An 18674-nucleotide genomic window follows, 5' to 3' on the forward strand; every position below is an offset into this window, starting at 1 on the left:
ATGGTTGCAGAAAAGGAACGAGTGTTGATGGATTTACAAGATGTATTTGAATATGCATTTGACGAAATTTTTGTTACGGATGATAAGGGAATCGTTGTACGTGTAAATAGTATGTGTGAAAGACATTACCAGCTCTCTGCTAAGGAATTAGTAGGAAAGCATGTACAAGAACTACAGAAAGAAGGGATTTTTTATCCATCGGCAACATTAGAAGTGATTGAAAAAAAGAGACCAGTTGAACTTGTTCAAACAACGAAATCAGGAGAGTATTTGCATGTTCGTACAAGGCCTGTTTTTGATGATGAGGGAAATTTAAGAAGAGTGATTAGTTATTCTCGTGATCTTACAGAACTCTATCAATTACGTCAAAAGATAGAGGAAATGGATAATCAGCTAAAGACATATAAGAAAGAATTAAGAGAAACATATGAGCATGAAGGACTTATTTTTAAAAGCATCGCTATGCAAAAAATAATCGAAACAATAAAAAAAGTATCTGTAGTGGATAGTACTGTTCTCGTATTAGGTGAGACTGGAGTGGGGAAAAGCCGATTAGTACGTCATTTACATGAAGTGAGTAACCGGAAGCATGAAAGTTTCTATGAAATTAATTGTGCGGCATTGCCGACGAATTTAATTGAATCTGAGCTTTTTGGATATTCAGGTGGGTCTTTTACAGGTGCAAATCGTGAAGGGAAAAAGGGATTACTAGAATCAGCACATAAAGGGACCCTTTTCTTAGATGAAATTGGTGAAATGCCGCTTGAAATTCAAGCGAAGCTTTTGCAAGTATTGCAAGAAAAAACGTTTCGCCCTATAGGCGGAAGAGAATTAAAAAAGGTGGACGTTAGAATTGTAGCGGCAACAAATAGAGATTTAAGTACGATGGTGAAACAAGGAACATTCCGGAAAGATTTATACTATCGTCTGAATGTCATTCCAATTTCAATTCCGCCACTTCGGGAAAGAACAGAGGACATCTTGCCGATCATCTATCATTATTTACAGCATTTTAATAAAAAGTACGGACGTGATGTGAAGTTAGCACCTAGTACGTTACAAATGTTTGTCGGATATCCATGGGAAGGAAACAATAGGGAAATAGAGAATGTAATTGAAAGAATTGTTATCACTGCAGATGATTTTGTAATGGTAGAAGATTTGCCACTATCTATGCAAGAGGCTACAGTTGAACAATCCGGACAAAGTCTTTATAGAATGCTGGAAGAGGTAGAGAGAAATATTATTATTAAAGCGTATAAAACGTATGGATCAAGTTATAAAGTAGCTGAATTTTTGCAAATAAGTCAATCTGCTGCTACTAGAAAAATTAAGAAGTTTATCCCGCATTAACGGGCAGTACGGACCCACTTGAAAATTGATGAAGACAAATGGATAAGAGGGAGAACAACTGCCCGTAAATGCCCGATTGGTTCAACTAATAATCAGTGGGTCCCCCACTGATTAAAGTTTCACTTTATAGAGGAGGAAGAAAACATTGGATAAAAAAGCGATGTTCGTAAACTTAGAGAAAAAGGCGATGTATATAAATGGTGAGTGGATTACACTGCAAGAACAAATCGAAGTAAACAATCCAGCGACAAAGGAAGTATTTGCAACTGTACCAAAGGGCGGGATTACAGAGGCAAAGCAAGCAGTTGATGCTGCACATGAGGCTTTTAAATTATGGTCAAAATTAACGGCGGCGGATCGTGCAGTAAAGTTAAAAAAGTGGTTCACACTCATTGATGAAAATAAAGAAGAAATTGCAGCAATTATGACGAGAGAACAAGGGAAGCCGTTTGCAGAAGCACTTGGTGAAGTGAATTATGCAAATAGTTTTGTTGAATGGTACGCAGAAGAAGGAAAGAGAATATACGGTGAAATGATTCCTGCTTCTCATCCGAATAAGCGCATTTTAGTTATGAAGCAACCAGTTGGGGTTATGGCAGCTATTACACCGTGGAACTTCCCAGCTGCTATGATTACGAGAAAGGTAGCTCCAGCACTTGCAGCAGGCTGTACGGCAGTTGTAAAACCTGCAAGTCAAACACCGTTAACTGCATTGAAATTAGCTGAACTAGCCCATGAAGCAGACATTCCAAAAGGTGTAATAAATATTGTAACAGGTAGCGCAAAGGCAATTGCTGATACGTGGATGGAAGATGAGCGCGTTCGAAAAGTTTCCTTTACAGGATCAACTGAAATTGGGAAAGAATTAATGGCTAGCGCTGCGCAAACGATGAAAAAGGTTTCGCTTGAATTAGGTGGTCACGCTCCATTTATTGTTATGAATGATGCTGATTTAGATAAGGCGGTAGAAGCGGTAATCGGTTCGAAATTCCGTAACGCAGGACAAACGTGTATATGTACAAACCGCGTCTTTGTTCAAGAAGAAGTGTACGAAGAATTTGCAGAGAAGTTCACAAAAGCTGTAGAGCAGCTTAAAGTTGGAGGCGGATTCGGCGAAGGAACAACTGTAGGTCCACTTATTGATGCGAATGCAATTTCGAAAGTGCAAGAACATATTGAAGATGCTATTCAAAAGGGTGGAGAAGTTTTATATGGTGGCCAAAAATTTGCAGAGTTAGATGGATATTTCATTCAGCCAACAGTAATTGGATTGGCAAATGACACGATGCTTTGTATGAATGAAGAAACATTTGGACCAGTTGCACCAGTTGCTAAATTTAAAACAGTTGAAGAAGTAATCGAGCGAGCAAATAATACACCATATGGCTTGGCTGCTTATATTTTCACAAAAGATATTAGCCAAGCATTCCAAATTAGCGAAGCGTTAGAGTACGGAATTATCGGCTTAAACGATGGCCTTCCATCAGTTGCACAAGCACCGTTTGGTGGCTTTAAAGAAAGTGGTATCGGTCGTGAAGGAGGCCATTTCGGTATCGAGGAATATTTAGAAATTAAATATATTTCGTTAGGGCTATAAGTAGTATACTAGAATCTCTATAAGGTAACAGAGAAGGAGATTCTAGTATGGTATATTGGCTATTATTACTCGTAACAATTATTTTTGAAGTAGCTGGAACGATTGCGATGAAGTTATCGAACGGTTTAACAAAGCTTGTTCCAAGTGTCCTTATTTTCGTTTTTTATGGTATTTGTTTCAGTATCTTTGCTATCGTTGTAAAGAAGATTAACTTAAGCATTGCTTATGCGATCTGGTCCGGCCTAGGGACACTACTTATTACAATTATTAGTGTGTACTTCTTTAAAGAGCATATTAACTTATTCCAAGCGTGTTGTATTCTCTTTATTGTTCTAGGAGTAATTGGACTTAAAGTATCATCGGCATCATGAAAGCTATCTTTTGTATAAGATAGCTTTTTTCTATTTGTGCAGTTAGCAATTAATACGACAAAATATGACAAGAAAACGTAAAGAGCTTTGCTATGATAAATATAAAAATCTTGTCTCATAAGGAGGGAAGAGTATGTTAAAAAAAGTGAGTCGAATTGTGTTGATTTGTGGAATGGCTTTTAGTTTAAGTGCTTGTATGGAATCTAAAAATAGCGATGAAAGTAAACAAGAGGACGTTCAAGATAAAGTTTATAAAATAGGAGAGACAGTGGACGTGGATGGTTTGCAAGTAACTCTCGATTCAGTTCAATTAGGGTATCCAGATTACACCACAGATAAAAAGAAAGATGATATTTTAGGGATTGTTTTCACGGTGAAAAATAATAGTAAAAAAGAAATACCTTTTGCATTTTACGAATTTGAGATTACGGATAAGAAAGGTACAAAATTTAAAGAATATAAATATGATAGCTTCATTAGTAAAAAGTTAGCACCAGATGAAAAAATCCAAGACGTCATGCTATTTGATGTAACAAAAGAAAATACATATATCGCCACATATAGGCCTGAGTTTACACATGAGAATAGAACGATAAAATTTGAATTGAAGCCTAACAAATAAAAACACATTGGGTAATCCAATGTGTTTTTATATTAATGAATTTAAAACGCCCAGTTACCTTTACGGAAGATAGGCTCATGTTTGCCATCAGCTGTAATACCGTCAATATCAAGCTCAGCTGATCCAATCATGAAATCTTCGTGTGTAATACTAGCGTTCGCACCATTTTCAGCAAGTTCTTCTTTCGTCATTGTTTTTCCGCCATCTAAGTTAAATGCATAAGCATTTCCGATTGCAAGGTGGCAAGATGCATTTTCGTCAAATAGCGTATTGTAGAATAAAATATTTGTATTTGAAATTGGTGAGTCATGAGGTACTAAAGCTACTTCTCCTAAGAAGTGAGAACCTTCATCTGTTTCTACTAAATGTTTTAAAGCTTCCCCACCAGCTTCAGCTTTATAGTCCACGATACGTCCATTTTCAAATGTTAACGTAAAGTTATCGATGATGTTACCTGCAAATGCTAACGGTTTTGTACTAGACACTTGTCCGTTTACACCTGTTTTAAGTGGCATTGTAAATACTTCTTCTGTTGGAATGTTAGCCATAAATGGTACGTTCTTTTCATTTAAGCTACCAGCACCAGCCCATACATGCTTTTCTGGAAGTTCGATCGTTAAGTCTGTTCCAGGGCCTGTATAGTGAAGAGCTTTATAATGTTTTTCATTTAAGTAATCAACTTTTTTATGTAGCGTTTCATCATGTTCTTTCCATGCTTCCACAGGATTTTCTAAATCAGCACGAGTAGCTTTGAAGATAGCGTCCCATAGCGTTGCTTCTTGTTCCGCTGGTGCTACGTCAGGGAATACTTTTGCAGCCCACTCTTTTGTAGGAACAGAAATTACACACCAGCTAACTTTATCAGCTTGTACATAATCACGGTATACTTTCATCGCTTCTCCAGCTACTTTATGAGCAGTTGCGATACGTGTTGGTTCTACACCTTTTAATAAATCAGGGTTTTCTGCATAAATAGACATAAATGCAGCGCCTTCTTTTGCTAATTCTTCACGAGCATGTGCTTTCCAAGATGGAAACTCAGCGAATGCTTCCTCAGGAGCTAGATCGAACTTTAAGCGTGTTAATGTCTCATCATTCCAATCCACATATACGTGTTTTGCACCAGATTTATATGCTTTTTCTGTAACGAGGCGTACAAATTGTACAGCTTCAAGAGGTGCACTAATTGATAAAGTTTGTCCGGGTTGAATATTAACACCAACATTGACTGCAAGGGCAGCATATTTCTCTAACGTTTGTTCAAATGACATATGTATAATCTCCTTTAGTTTGAAAGATTTCTTACTATATATAATACAAGAAAATTCAAAAAATATATATAAATATAACGTAAAAAGAGAGCTCAAAATATATTGAGCCCTCACATTTACTTAATTGAAGAGGCAAACTGTTCTACTGTAGTTGTATGATGTATACGAACACGCTTCATCTTTAACAACTCATCTGGTTCACCTTTCGTAATGAACTGCCCAGGTTTCGTTGTCGTTGCAAATTGATAATATTTCTTTGTCTCTGCGACAACTTTATCATCTACATGACCGAATGGATAAGCAATTGCGATAACAGGCTTACCTGTTATTTTTTCTAGCTTTTCCTTCGATCCTTTTAGTTCTTCTTCATAGTTTGTAATCTTTGGTAAGTCTGCATGCGTTGCTGTATGAGATTGTACAGAGAAAATACCGGAATCAATCATTTCTTTTATTTCAGATGTAGAAAGAGCTCCTTCTACAGCAACATTATCAACAATCATATATTCTGTTGCTGTTGGTTTGAAAGTATCGTCTTTTAGCTTTTGTAAAACACGAAATGCATTCATATTATTTTTCATACCGTCATCGAATGTAACGAAAATCGGCTTATTCACTTTATTTATATCGCCCCAGCGTTCAAACGTTAACAATGTATAACCGTTTTCTTTTAAATATTTCATTTGTGCTTCAAAGTTAGCAGGTGATACGAATAAGTCTTTAATGCCTTGCCCGTGATAATCATCAATTGCATGATACATAAGAACAGGAATTTTTTGCTCGAAAGTAATAGTAGACTTCGTAAGTGGAATAGCTTGTCCGCCCTCTGTTGTTCCTGTTGCTTCAATTTGATATTCACCGCGTTTTCCTTCAAATTCTTTTATATCAAAAGAAATTGTGAATTGTTTTTCCTTTTCTTTAGAAGAAAAAGATTTAGTAGTTTCTTTTCCATCAGCAGTACGCCAAATTTTATACTGCACTTCGGTTAAAGAATCTTTTATGTCTGTAATTTGAATACTTGTGTTTGTAGATTCGTGTGTAATCGGATTATAAGAAATTTTACCTTGTTCTTGCACAGTCTCTTCTTGTTTCTTAACTTCTTGAACCTTTTTCTCTTTTTTAGGTTCTTGACTTACATTGCTAGTATTACAACCTGCTAGAATGGCAGACGTACATAAAGCAATCGCTGCGTATTTTCTCATGAAATCACCTTCTATTGTGTATTATGTTGCATACTTACATTAAAATCCCCACCGCTATAAGAGTGGTGGGGATATACCCTTGTTCATCATATCATTTGAAGAAAATGAGGGGAATATGATTTTTAGGAGGAGCTATTAGAGCGATAGATTAGTGACTTTGAATAGATGTAGTCTTTCGTTTTTTATTAGAGCTGATAATGATATAACCTACTACAAAAATAAGAGGAATAATGAAGACATAGATTGGCATTCCCCATACATAATAGCTTTTCATGGTCAAGACTAGTAAATGTAAGAAATCGATAAGGGCGTGAATTTTCATAAAGTCCTCCAATGTGTTTTTCCAAATTATAACATTATGTGCTTGTTATTTGTATAATTTGGAAAGTGTTTTAAGCTAATTTTAAAGTAAGAGGAAGGCTTGTTAATATGCAATTTTGCATATAAATAGTGGTTCTTATTAAAATATAAGGATTTTGGACTATAATAAGAATCGCTATAAATTTAAGTAAGAATGATGTACGGAGTGGAGAACAGAAATGAAATATAAAAAAATAGTATATATCCTTCTCATATCGCTATTTATAGTCGGTTGTCAAAGCGAAGTGAGTAAGGCGAATAGTGTGGAAGAGTATATTCCGCCGCATCTTATGAACGCGGAAGTGACGGCGGATATTATGACGATTGAGATGGATCGTGATACCCGTAAAAAAGTAGAGGCTATTACTAAAAAAATGAGAGAGCATGTGGAAAATGATAGAGAATGGTATGTAAAATATATATCGGGGCATATAGATAAGCAGGTGAAGCCTTATCATCCGAATTTTGGTGTTACGGAAGAAGAATATAACTTTTTTAGGAACGCCGTTAAGAATAGTAATTTATCTAATACAAGTGACGGAAAACTTCAATTTAAGCAAAAAAGTAACCATGAGATAGAAATTGTTTCAAGTAAAAACTTAGAGCTATTTCGAAATATAGTAATTGATACTGAGAAAAATATAGTAAAAACTTCGTTTGGAGAATGTCAGTATGTTGGAGAAGAAAAAACATCTTTGGAACAAAAGATAACGGGGCCCTGGCATGGCAAGCAATGGATGCTAAAAGAACAAAATTTAATTTATATATTTTCTTTGGGTAAGCTTGAAGGAGAGGATAAATCCATTATTGATATTTCAGTAAAAGGTATACACGAAGGAAAGCTTATTAGTAAAGAAGAAGTGATTGAATTCCGTTCGATTTCATAAAGAATCAAAAAAATCACCTTACTTAAAAGAGTAAGGTGATTTTTTATTAAATAAACAATCCAGCGATTGTTGCAGATAAAATAGAAGCAAGTGTTGATGCAAATAGCATTTTCCAGCCGAATTTAGATACGACGCTTCCTTGTTTTTCAGAAAGGGCACGGATTGTACCAACAATCGCACCAATTTGGCTAATACTTGCGAAGCTAATTAAGAATACTGTAACGATTCCAACTGTACGTGGAGATAATGTTGCAGCAGTGCCTTTTAAATCAAGGATTGCTACGAATTCATTTAAGACAATCTTCGTACCCATAATACCACCAGCTGGGATAATATCTTGAGTTGGAATACCCATTAAGAATGCGAATGGAGCAAGTATATAACCGAAGATTTGTTGTAAAGTAACAGCGTATCCCATTGCACCAGAAGCAGCACTAATTACGTAGTTTACAACTTCCATAACGCCGATGAAGGCGATCATTAATGCAGCAACGATACCAGCTACTTTTAAACCATCAAGCGCACCGTTAATCATTGCACCGATAAGGCTATCACCAAATAGGTTTCTATCAAATTTTTGTACCGTTTCTTCTTCTTTTTGCGTATCAACAGGCGTTAATAATGAACAAACGATTAAGCTTGAGAATAAGTTTAGCGGAAGAGCTGCTAGTACATATTTTGCATCTAACATCATTACGTATGATGCTGTTACAGAAGCAGAAACTGAGCTCATTGCTGAGCAACAGATGATAAACATACGGTTTTTATTAAAATGCTGTAAATCGTTTTTAATAACGATTAATGCTTCACTTGAACCGAAGAATACAGAGTTCACTGCGTGGAATGATTCAACACGTGGTAAACCAGTAATTTTTGAAATTACACCGCCGACAATACGAACGATGAATGGTAAAACACCTAAATAACTAAAGATAGAAAGTAGTGCTGAGAAAAATACGATAATTAATAATACGTTTAAGAAAAAGACAAAATCTCTTTGGATTCCATTGAAGAGAAAATCGACACCTGTCGTACCAAGTTTAATTAGTTTGTTGAAAACTTTACTAATTAAAATGATGATTTGCTGACCGATTTTTGTGCCAAACATAAACCAACCGATTAAAATTTGGAAACCAATCATAATAGCAATTGCACGGAAGTTGATTTTACTTTTGTTGTTTGAGAAAGCAAAACATAAACCTAACACGGCAAGGATACCGATAACGCTCATTACATATTGCATGTAGTTGCCCCTTTCAGAAGTTCGTATAAAGTTTTTACATAAAACACTCGTTATATGACTAATAAATAAAGTAGTAAAGGTTTTATGTCATACGTAAGATGTCTGACCTTTTGGAAAAGTAAAAATAAAAAAAGACCCATATGGATTCACTTTCATCTATGAGAGAAAGCTAATCAATATGAGTCTTTTTATACAAAAAACAAGCTAATATTCATTAGTTTTCCCCATAGTCCAGCAATTTAAGGTTGCCGGGTAGAAACTCTCGATCCATATTATCGACTATATATGAGGTAACATCGTCCGTATTAAATTAGTAGTAGCGTAACATTACTAGAGAACTATCGTCAATAGCTTTTTTTCTTCCGATAGAAATAGACCATATAAGTATGATAAAATGTAACGCAGTGTTATGAAAAAGAGAGGTCGGAAAATGAGTACAAAAATGACGCCACCAGTTGAAAAAAACGAGTTTATAGATGTAGTGTTTGAAGATTTAACACATGATGGTGCCGGTGTTGCGAAAGTGAAAGGATATCCTATTTTCGTAAAAAACGGATTACCAGGTGAGGAAGCGCAAATTAAAATTATTAAAGTGAAGAAAAACTTCGCGTTTGGTCGTTTAATGAAGCTTCATCAAGAAAGTCCATATCGTAAAGATGCAGAATGCCCCGTATACAACGAGTGCGGCGGTTGTCAACTTCAGCACTTAACATATGAAGGACAATTAAAAGCGAAAGAAAAACAAGTACGTGACGTTATGCAGCGCATCGGTGGATTAAGTGAAGTTCCTGTTCATCCTGTACTTGGCATGAAGAACCCATGGGTATACCGTAATAAAGCACAAGTGCCAATTGGAGAACGTGAAGGTGGACTTGTAGCTGGTTTCTATCGTCAAGGAACGCATGACATCATTAATATGGAATCATGCTTAATTCAAGCAGAAGAAAACGATACATTAATTCAAGAAGTAAAACGTATTTGTGAAAAGTACGGTATTTCGGCTTACAATGAAGAGCGTAACAAAGGAACACTTCGCCACGTAATGGCTCGCTACGGACAAGTAACAGGGGAAATTATGCTTGTCTTTATTACACGTACGGCTGAACTGCCAAATAAAGAAGCAATCATTGAAGAAATCGCAGCGAAATTCCCAGAAGTAAAATCAATCGTTCAAAACGTAAATACGAAACGTACAAACGTTATTTTCGGAGATAAGACGACAGTACTGTGCGGATCAGAATATATTTATGACTTTATCGGTGACATTAAATTTGCGATTTCAGCACGTTCATTCTATCAAGTAAACCCAGAACAAACGAAAGTGCTATACGATAAAACGTTAGAATATGCAAAATTAAATGGTAACGAAACAGTAATCGATGCATATTGCGGAATCGGATCAATCTCCTTATTCTTAGCGCAAAAAGCGAAAAAAGTGTACGGTGTTGAAATTGTTCCAGAAGCAATCGAGGACGCAAACCGAAACGCAGCACTAAACAACATGACAAACGCTGAATTTGGCGTAGGAGAAGCAGAAGTAGTTATTCCAAAATGGTACAAAGAAGGCGTAATCGCCGACACAATGGTCGTAGACCCACCGCGTAAAGGTTGTGATGAAGCACTACTAAACACAATCATCGACATGAAGCCAAAGCGCGTCGTATACGTATCATGTAATCCAGCAACATTAGCACGCGACTTAAAAGTACTAGAAGAAGGCGGATATAAAACACAGGAAGTACAACCTGTTGATATGTTCCCGCATACTACGCATGTAGAGTGTGTAGCTTGGCTTAAGTTGGTATAATAGAAAAGCAGTTGATATAGAAAAAATCTATACCATCTGCTTTTTGGTTTATAAAAATACCATTCAGCAACGATTTTAGTTAAAATAAATATTGCTGATTTTCACAAATTATAAATGTCCAAATGTACTGGCGTTTGATAATAAATAATTGTAACATTTGGCTTTATATTTTTTAATTGAGAGTTTGAAATTGTATTCATAGTGAGAGGATTTGAATTTGAAATGATAGATAATTTTTGGCGTGATTTACCACGACCATTTTTTGTACTTGCACCAATGGAAGATGTGACAGATGTTGTTTTTCGTCACGTAGTAAGTGAGGCCGGTCGACCGGATGTATTTTTCACAGAGTTTACAAACTCGGATAGCTACTGTCATCCAGAGGGTATGAAAAGTGTACGTGGCCGTTTAATTTTTACAGAAGATGAACAGCCGGTGGTGGCACATATTTGGGGAGATAATCCTGAATATTTCCGTCAAATGAGTATTGGCATGGCGGAACTAGGATTTAAAGGCATCGATATTAATATGGGCTGCCCAGTACCGAATGTAGCATCAAGAGGAAAAGGTAGTGGTCTTATTCTACGTCCAGACGTTGCGGCAGAACTTATTCAAGCCGCAAAAGCTGGCGGACTACCTGTCAGCGTGAAAACACGACTTGGCTTTAAAGAGTTAAATGAGTGGGAAGAGTGGTTAACGCATATTTTCAAACAAGATATTGCGAACCTTTCTATTCATTTACGTACAAGAGAAGAAATGAGCCAAGTAGATGCGCATTGGGAGCTAATTACGGAAATTAAAAAATTACGTGACCGCATTGCACCAAATACGCTAATAACAATCAATGGAGACATTCCTGACCGTCAAACTGGAATGGAACTTGCTGAAAAATACGGTATTGATGGCGTTATGATCGGGCGAGGTATCTTTAAAAATCCGTTTGCTTTTGAAAAAGAGCCGAGAGAGCATAGCAGTAAAGAACATCTTGATCTTCTAAGACTACAACTTGATCTTCAAGATCAATATGCAGAAGTACTACCACGTTCAATCACAGGGCTTCATCGCTTTTTCAAAATTTATGTAAAAGGATTCCCTGGAGCTGCTGAATTAAGAAATCAATTGATGAACACGAAATCAACTGATGAAGTGCGTGCATTGCTTGATAAGTTTGAGGCTAGTGTTGATAAGGATGGAGATAGTGAAACAGTGTAACTTTTGAAAGTTAGAGGGGATGGGGTGTAGCGATTTTATGAGTGTTTGTTTCATTTTAATTAAGGTGAACCGTATCATAAGTAAGTGAGGTATTCTATGTAAAACAAGGGTAAGAAAAGAATACAGGAGAAAATTGAAAATGGCAGGTTGGTCTTGATTTTCACTGATATTATCATGTTTATTTTATTATGCCTATAATTGGAGGCTATGTGAATGTTAAGTGATCAGGCGAGATATTCTAGGCTCGCGGATATAACAAAAATAATAAATACAAAATTAGAACTACGTGAAGTATTGCAGCGTGTAACAATGGCGATATCAGAGGAGATTGTTCAATGCAACGCTGTTGGAATTTATTTACCCCAGGAAGATGGAACATTTAGAGGGTTTGCAGGAAAACCAGAGACCATAAATGGCGTAACGCTCGATACTCAGGTAATTGATCCTGAAATAGACTTACTGGCAAAAGAAGTTATTGAAACCAAAAAAACCATCTATATCCCTGATACCTCAAAGGATCATCGGCCGGATCCGAGACCAGTTGATGCGTTCAAAATTAAGTCCTTATTAGCCCTGCCTATCTCATTTGGGCAAGAGTTATTTGGTCTGGTTTTTTTATTTGATTATGGAACTCCAATGAACTTAACAGATTCAGAAATTCAAAGTGTTGAAGCTTATGTAAATATGGCTGCGGTCGCAATTCAAAACGCAAATAATTTAACACAAAAGGAAAACCTTATTGCCGAGAAGCAGCTGTTACTAAATGTTACCCGTGATTTATCAATGTGTTCCTCGATACAGGAGAGTTTTGATAAATGTTTTTTTTACTTAGGACAGATTTTAGAGAGTAAAAACGTGGCTGCCCACCTTTTAGACCCGCTAGACAAAACAACGATTAAAACAACGAAGTTAAGCAAGGACTGTGATCGGACAGAAGCGGATTGGATGGAGAAAAGCTATGAAGCCAAGATCCAAGAGGTTATTCAAACAAAAAATATAGATAGTAAGGGTCTACTGATGATTCCATTGGTTTCAATGGGAGAAGTATTAGGGTTAATCGTCGTTGGCAAAGAGGGAAAAGCTCACAATTACGATAATTCCCAAATTCAACTGGCAAAATCTATCGTTGATGCCACAGCTCCTACGTTTTCAAACTTGTTATATATGGATCAACTTGAAAGCATGGTGGAAGAGCGAACGAGAGAACTAGCTGCTGCTAATGAAAAAGTTACAAGTGTGATTGAAAGTATTATGGATGGATTCTTTACTTTGAATAATAAATGGGAATTTACGTACGTAAATAAGCATCAATATTTTCCACAAAGAAAAACAGCAAAAGATGTATTAGGCAAGAATATACGGGAGGTTTTCCCGAGGAGCGTCGACACAGTTATGTATAAGGAATTTCATCGTGCAATGTCAGAGCGAACTACAGTTCATTTCGAATTTCTTTCTACCTCTGATGAATATTGGCACGAAGTTATTGCATACCCGTATGATGATGGTATTTGTTGTATTTTTAAAAACATAACGGAAAAAAAGCAATATGAGCAGGAATTGAAAAGGTTATCCAACATAGATTTAATAGGGCAAATGGCAGCAGGTATCAGCCATGAGATTAGAAATCCAATGACAACAGTACGAGGATTTTTGCAGTTATTAAAAGAAGAGAACATCTATGAGAAACATAATAAGTACTTTAATTTAATGATTGAAGAACTTGACCGTTCCAATTCTATTATTACTGAATTTCTCTCAATGGGTAATACAAGGAAATCGGATTTGCAGATGTTAGATTTAAATTCAATTATCCACGATATTATTCCTTTAATAAAGATTGATACGTATAATCAAAATAAATATATTCAAGTCGATACAAATGAAATTCCGGAATTACTTTTAAATCGTAATGAGATACGGCAATTATTAATAAACCTATACCGTAATGGCTTAGAAGCGATGGGCACAGGGAAAGTTCTAACCATTAGCACCTACAAGGAAGGTCAAAATTGTGTGGTGCTTGCAGTGCGTGATCAAGGAAAAGGTATCAGGCCTGAAGTATTAGAGAAACTGGGTACTCCATTTTACACGACCAAAGATAATGGAACTGGATTGGGGTTAGGCATATGTTATGCCATTGCTGCCCGTCATAATGCAAAAATAGAAATTCAAACAGGATCGGAAGGCACTACCTTTTTTGTTAAATTTAATTATGAAAATAATGAACAATAACCTCATTTAGATTAGTTACGGTGAACCGTGCCACAAATAAAAAGTAAAACCTAAGTAAACATAATCAATATAGTTCATCTGAATTTTGCGTAACATTCATGTTTGAGTTGCCCACTAAATTAGAGTTGCATAAAAAGAAATGGACTAACCTATATCAGGTTAGTCCATTTTCAAGTGTGTTAATTAATAGTAAATCCCCATCCGTAATTTCGCACGATTATCCCATCCTTTTTTGCTTTATTAATATCATCGTCAAAGGAAGGAGCTATCCCATTACCAACTAAAATACCTTTTACAGTATTTAATTTTAATTCTTCTTTACATAGTTTGATATAATGTTTAATTTGATTTAAAGCATTTCGATCACATAATATGCGGTTATATAGCGCTTGTTATGTATTGTTTTATGAAAGAATAGAAAATCTCCCTTTTGTACTTTTAGGAGCTTTTCGGTATTAGATTCTGACTCTCCATATGTATATTCTGTTAGCATTGGGTCCTCATGTCCGAAGTTTCGTTCAGCATCTTTATAACCAATTAGATAATTCAATATTGATTCCCTCCCATAGTAACTCTAGTATCATTATAATTTAATTGGGTTAAAATGGATAATTTAAAGTACCTAAACAACATATGTTGCTGTTTTAAAATCATCCCCAAAAGCATTAATCCACCTAAGACTACAAAACCAACCTCTAAAATGTTAAAGTAGTAACTTAACGACATTAATTTACACATGCTAAAAGCATTACTATAATCAACATTTCAGGAGGAAAACCAATGGCAATGAGCAACAATGATATATTAAAAAGAGTAAGATATGCTATGGATATAAAAGATATAGATATGGTTGAAATATTTAATCTTGGTGGCATTGAAGTAACGAAAGAGGACGTACTTGATATGCTTACAAAAGTAAAGAGAAGTCCACAACATGAAGCGGAAGATGCTGATGTAGTCGAAGATGAGTACGTACTAACATGCGATATGATGATGTTAGAGGCATTTTTAAATGGATTTATTACTTTAAAAAGAGGAAAGCAAGACCCGAAACCAGGGCAACCTGCGGGACAAGCAGCACCTTTACGCAGCAATGAAAGTGCCAATAACCTTCTTTTAAAGAAAATGAAAATCGCACTATCTTTAACGAGTGAGGATGTGCTTGATATATTAGACAGCGTAGGAGTCATCGTAACAAAAGGAGAATTAGGCGCTTTATTAAGAAAGAAAGGCCATAAGCATTACAAAGAGTGCGGCGATAGATACGCAAGGAATTTCATTAAGGGATTGGCTGTAAAGTATAGAGGATAATAAGTTTGTTAAAGCAGTAAATGATATAATAGGTAGAGTAGGACGTTAGTAGCCTGCTCTTTTTTATTTGTAAAAATAATTATGAACGAATACGTTAGGTGATGAAATGGTACATACATATTTAGGTGAGACAATTAATTTTCATATAACTTATAAGAAGAAAAAGTCCGTGCGTCTTTATGTAGATTCTTACGGTAATGTTGAAGTGCAAGCTCCGAAAGGGACACCTGTTGAATACTTAGTCCAGTTGCTAGAGGAGAAATGGGATTGGATTCAGAAAACCCGTAAGGAAATGCAGGATCGAGCGCTTGGTCCACAGGAAAAGGATTATGATCAAGGAGAGGGCTTTCTGTATTTAGGGAATACGTATCCGATACAGATTTCTCAAGATGCAAGTATTACGCAAGACAATGCAGTTTTTGAAGGGGATAAGCTACACATTTATGTGAATGAGCTTAAGGATGAGAAAATACAACAAGCTTTAAAACGATTTTACTATAAGCAGTGCAAGGCATTAGTAGAGAAAAGTATTAAAGCGCATCAAAGTAACTTTAAAACAAAACCGCGTTCTATTCGTATTACAGATAGTAGTCGTACGTGGGGAACTTGTGATTCAAATCTACAGTTAACGTTTAATTGGAAGCTAGCAATGGCACCTCAGAGGGTAATTGATTATGTAGTTGTTCATGAAATGTGCCATATGGTTCATTTAAATCATGATCGATCTTTTTGGCGTCTTGTCGGGAAGATAATGCCTGACTATAAGGAAATGGAAAACTGGTTAGCGTTATCGAGTTGGAAGATGACGGTTTAGGGGTGATTATTATTTTAAAGATGGGACAGAGAAATGCTAGACAGATACTTCTGTTTATATCACAATAATAGTATATGACATGGAGTAGGGGAGAGTATGAAATGAAGGGGTTAAATGCAGCTTTTGTTGAAAATAATTATACGTTCATAAGAGACACTAGCAAGGCTATAGAATTTGAGAATAGCCAAAGTAAAGAAGTAGTATATTTGTTACATAATGTCGAAATTAGCATTGTGTTAAATCCTAAAACTGTAGAAAATAATGATAGTTTAATGAATAGAAGTAGTGGTAAATACCATAATACAGCGTTAAGACAATTCCCTAAGAGAAAGAACAAAGGGAAAAGCCTTATACATTATGGATATATGTTTAAATTTCAACCAGGAAATGAATTAAGTACTTTTTTAACTGATTTAAATGGACGTTAAAATGTGTTTTTTAAGAGAGATGAAACCTGATTATTGTTAAGGTTTCATCTTTCTTGGTTTCTAAAAAATAAAAGTTTGATTTTTACTTTTTAAATTGAACAGAATATGTTTCATGATTTTTTTCCATCTTATGGCCCCGATAGCCTTCAGTAAGTAATTTTTTTTGCCCACTAAAATCACTCATCGCAACATTTTTCACATCTTTCCAATCTGTCTCCTTATTCTCACGCAATTCCTTCACAAAAACATACCGCATACTACCACCATACTTCTCCTTCAGCGCAGCAATTTCCATTCCTTGCGCGAACTTATCCTTTAAACTAGGGATGTTGAAAGGTGCAACGGTGCAGCAAACGTAATCGTATTTGCTGTCTTCTTTTTGTAATTCATCCATGATGACTGTGGCTAATATTTTTTGCATGCCATTTCCTCGGCAGTTCGGATGAACGTTTGAGATTTCTTGATAGATGACGCGGTGTAGCTGACTTTCTGGTAGACCAATATCAAGCCCTAAATGTTCATCGTCGATAGGAGGGATTAGTAGGGCACGAAATGCGATGAGCTCGTTTTCTATAAAGGAACCGATCATCATGCCCTTTCCTTCTAAAATATATTGAAATTCTTCTAGCGAGAGTGGTTGTAAACGACCTTTATCTTCTAGCGCTTCAACTACAACGTTTTGTAATGATAAAATTTGTTCCATATGTTCTAAAGATAGTAATGTAACGTGAAATGGATCTTTGTTTTGTTTTAATTTTCCTTCGTAAAGAATCGTCATGTGTTAGTCCTCCTTTAGCGTACAACGTCTTGAAAGACGCTTAATTCTTGTAATGTATTTTCGTTTATTTCAATGCCGAGTCCCGGCTTTTCGTTTAAGCGAATAAATGGTACGTCGTAATGTAAGTTTCCGATGTCTTTCGTGAATTTTAATGGTCCTGTCAGCTCGACGCTAGTAATGATTTTTTTTGAGAAAGCGACATGGAATCCTGCGGAAGAGGCAACAGATGATTCGACCATGGATCCAACTTGGCATTCAATGCCTGCCATTTCAGCTTGATGAGCGAGTTTTACAGCTGGATATATGCCGCCGCATTTCATTAGTTTTATATTCACTTTATCAGCTGCGTCTAATTTAATAATTTGGCGCATTTCACGAGAGCCTTTTAGTCCTTCATCAATCATAAGCGGAAGATCTGTTTTCGAACGAATATGAGCCATTGCGTCAATATCATCCGCTACAACAGGTTGTTCAATCCAGTCGATGTTTAAATGTCCTAATGAACGAAGTGCTGTTAATGTGTTTGCGCTATTTTTCCACCCTTGGTTTACATCAACGCGAATCGCGATGTCATTTCCTACACGTTCTCGTACAGCTTCAATTCGTTTTACATCTTCTTTTACATTCGTGCCGACCTTCATTTTGAAAGACTGGTAACCTTTCTTAATCATAGAGGCAGCTTCCTCGGCCATATTTTCTGGCTCGGCGATACTTAAGACGTGAGTGACAGGAAACTCTTCATGGTAGCGTCCGCCAATTAATTGATATACAGGTTGATTTAATTTTTTGCCCATTATATCAAAACAAGCGATATCAATCGCAGCTTTCGCAGTAGGAATACCGTAAATTGTATTGTCCATCATATCGTGTATTTTCTCGATATTCATTGGGTTTTGTCCGATAAGAGCAGGAGCTAGTGTATGTTTTAAAACATGGAAAGTACTTTCCCATGATTCGCCTGTAACGTGATCATCGGCAACGCCTTCGCCGTAACCGATAATACCTTCATCTGTTTCCATTTTGACGATAATAGAAGGCATATCAGAATAAGAACCATAACTAATAACAAACGGATCGCGAAGCGGTAACCGAATTGCATAAAGATGAATAGCTGTAATTTGCATTGAATAAAGACCCCTTCCTGTTTACAATGGTTTTGTACATTTGATATAGTTGACGTTAAATAGTC

The 18674-nt window shown here is 36.1% G+C and carries 17 protein-coding genes and 1 riboswitch; of the genes, 11 read left to right on the forward strand and 6 right to left on the reverse strand.

Annotation, left to right across the window (positions count from 1 at the left end):
- From CQZ94_RS16460 to CQZ94_RS16475, 4 genes are all read left to right on the forward strand, one after another.
- Positions 1-1353, forward strand: coding sequence for a sigma-54 interaction domain-containing protein (locus tag CQZ94_RS16460; RefSeq protein WP_105586225.1), 1353 nt, complete (start codon positions 1-3; stop codon positions 1351-1353).
- A 145-nt stretch (positions 1354-1498) separates the two neighbouring features.
- Complete coding sequence (gene gabD, locus CQZ94_RS16465) at positions 1499-2950, forward strand: NADP-dependent succinate-semialdehyde dehydrogenase (RefSeq protein WP_105586226.1); 1452 nt, start codon at positions 1499-1501, stop codon at positions 2948-2950.
- Between the two features lie 47 nt (positions 2951-2997).
- A complete protein-coding gene (locus CQZ94_RS16470; protein WP_071772037.1) occupies positions 2998-3321 on the forward strand; it encodes a DMT family transporter in 324 nt (107 codons plus the stop codon).
- A 133-nt stretch (positions 3322-3454) separates the two neighbouring features.
- Positions 3455-3943, forward strand: coding sequence for a DUF4352 domain-containing protein (locus CQZ94_RS16475; RefSeq protein WP_105586227.1), 489 nt, complete (start codon positions 3455-3457; stop codon positions 3941-3943).
- Between the two features lie 41 nt (positions 3944-3984).
- Here the strand turns inward: CQZ94_RS16475 and CQZ94_RS16480 are convergent, their stop codons facing one another.
- Positions 3985-5214: an aminopeptidase gene (locus CQZ94_RS16480; protein ID WP_105586228.1), complete on the reverse strand. Its 1230-nt coding sequence runs from the start codon at positions 5212-5214 to the stop codon at positions 3985-3987.
- A gap of 116 nt (positions 5215-5330) precedes the next feature.
- The gene (locus CQZ94_RS16485; protein WP_105586229.1) at positions 5331-6413 is read right to left on the reverse strand and encodes a polysaccharide deacetylase family protein; all 1083 of its coding nucleotides are present in this window, start codon (positions 6411-6413) and stop codon (positions 5331-5333) included.
- Positions 6414-6952: 539 nt separating this feature from the next.
- Here CQZ94_RS16485 and CQZ94_RS16490 point away from each other — a divergent pair.
- Positions 6953-7660 (forward strand): hypothetical protein, encoded by a 708-nt coding sequence (locus CQZ94_RS16490; protein ID WP_105586230.1) that lies wholly within the window; start codon positions 6953-6955, stop codon positions 7658-7660.
- Positions 7661-7706: 46 nt separating this feature from the next.
- Here CQZ94_RS16490 and CQZ94_RS16495 read toward each other — a convergent pair whose 3' ends face one another.
- Positions 7707-8903, reverse strand: coding sequence for a NupC/NupG family nucleoside CNT transporter (locus CQZ94_RS16495; RefSeq protein ID WP_105586231.1), 1197 nt, complete (start codon positions 8901-8903; stop codon positions 7707-7709).
- Positions 8904-9110: 207 nt separating this feature from the next.
- Positions 9111-9212, reverse strand: a riboswitch (purine riboswitch).
- 121 nt (positions 9213-9333) lie between these two features.
- Between CQZ94_RS16495 and rlmD the strand changes: the two genes are divergently transcribed.
- From rlmD to CQZ94_RS16510, 3 genes are all read left to right on the forward strand, one after another.
- A complete protein-coding gene (gene rlmD, locus CQZ94_RS16500; RefSeq protein ID WP_105586232.1) occupies positions 9334-10710 on the forward strand; it encodes a 23S rRNA (uracil(1939)-C(5))-methyltransferase RlmD in 1377 nt (458 codons plus the stop codon).
- A gap of 222 nt (positions 10711-10932) precedes the next feature.
- Complete coding sequence (locus tag CQZ94_RS16505) at positions 10933-11922, forward strand: tRNA dihydrouridine synthase (protein WP_105586233.1); 990 nt, start codon at positions 10933-10935, stop codon at positions 11920-11922.
- A 213-nt stretch (positions 11923-12135) separates the two neighbouring features.
- The gene (locus CQZ94_RS16510) at positions 12136-14154 is read left to right on the forward strand and encodes a GAF domain-containing sensor histidine kinase (RefSeq protein WP_105586234.1); all 2019 of its coding nucleotides are present in this window, start codon (positions 12136-12138) and stop codon (positions 14152-14154) included.
- 349 nt (positions 14155-14503) lie between these two features.
- On the opposite strand, the gene CQZ94_RS16515 is transcribed toward CQZ94_RS16510, so the two are convergent.
- Positions 14504-14704 (reverse strand): hypothetical protein, encoded by a 201-nt coding sequence (locus tag CQZ94_RS16515; protein WP_105586235.1) that lies wholly within the window; start codon positions 14702-14704, stop codon positions 14504-14506.
- 230 nt (positions 14705-14934) lie between these two features.
- Between CQZ94_RS16515 and CQZ94_RS16525 the strand changes: the two genes are divergently transcribed.
- The 3 genes from CQZ94_RS16525 (at position 14935) to CQZ94_RS16535 (ending at position 16707) form a co-directional block, all read left to right on the forward strand.
- Positions 14935-15465 (forward strand): YehS family protein, encoded by a 531-nt coding sequence (locus CQZ94_RS16525; protein ID WP_105586237.1) that lies wholly within the window; start codon positions 14935-14937, stop codon positions 15463-15465.
- Positions 15466-15571: 106 nt separating this feature from the next.
- Complete coding sequence (locus CQZ94_RS16530) at positions 15572-16279, forward strand: M48 family metallopeptidase (protein ID WP_105586238.1); 708 nt, start codon at positions 15572-15574, stop codon at positions 16277-16279.
- 101 nt (positions 16280-16380) lie between these two features.
- On the forward strand, positions 16381-16707 hold the full coding sequence (locus CQZ94_RS16535; RefSeq protein ID WP_105586239.1) for a hypothetical protein: 327 nt from the start codon (positions 16381-16383) through the stop codon (positions 16705-16707).
- Between the two features lie 82 nt (positions 16708-16789).
- Here CQZ94_RS16535 and CQZ94_RS16540 read toward each other — a convergent pair whose 3' ends face one another.
- Both CQZ94_RS16540 and CQZ94_RS16545 read right to left on the reverse strand, forming a co-directional pair.
- A complete protein-coding gene (locus tag CQZ94_RS16540; protein ID WP_105586240.1) occupies positions 16790-17485 on the reverse strand; it encodes an N-acetyltransferase in 696 nt (231 codons plus the stop codon).
- A 14-nt stretch (positions 17486-17499) separates the two neighbouring features.
- Positions 17500-18609: a mandelate racemase/muconate lactonizing enzyme family protein gene (locus tag CQZ94_RS16545; RefSeq protein WP_105586241.1), complete on the reverse strand. Its 1110-nt coding sequence runs from the start codon at positions 18607-18609 to the stop codon at positions 17500-17502.
- Positions 18610-18674 lie beyond the last annotated feature (65 nt).

This window comes from Bacillus sp. MYb209 (genome assembly GCF_002975175.1).
Lineage (GTDB): Bacteria > Bacillota > Bacilli > Bacillales > Bacillaceae_G > Bacillus_A.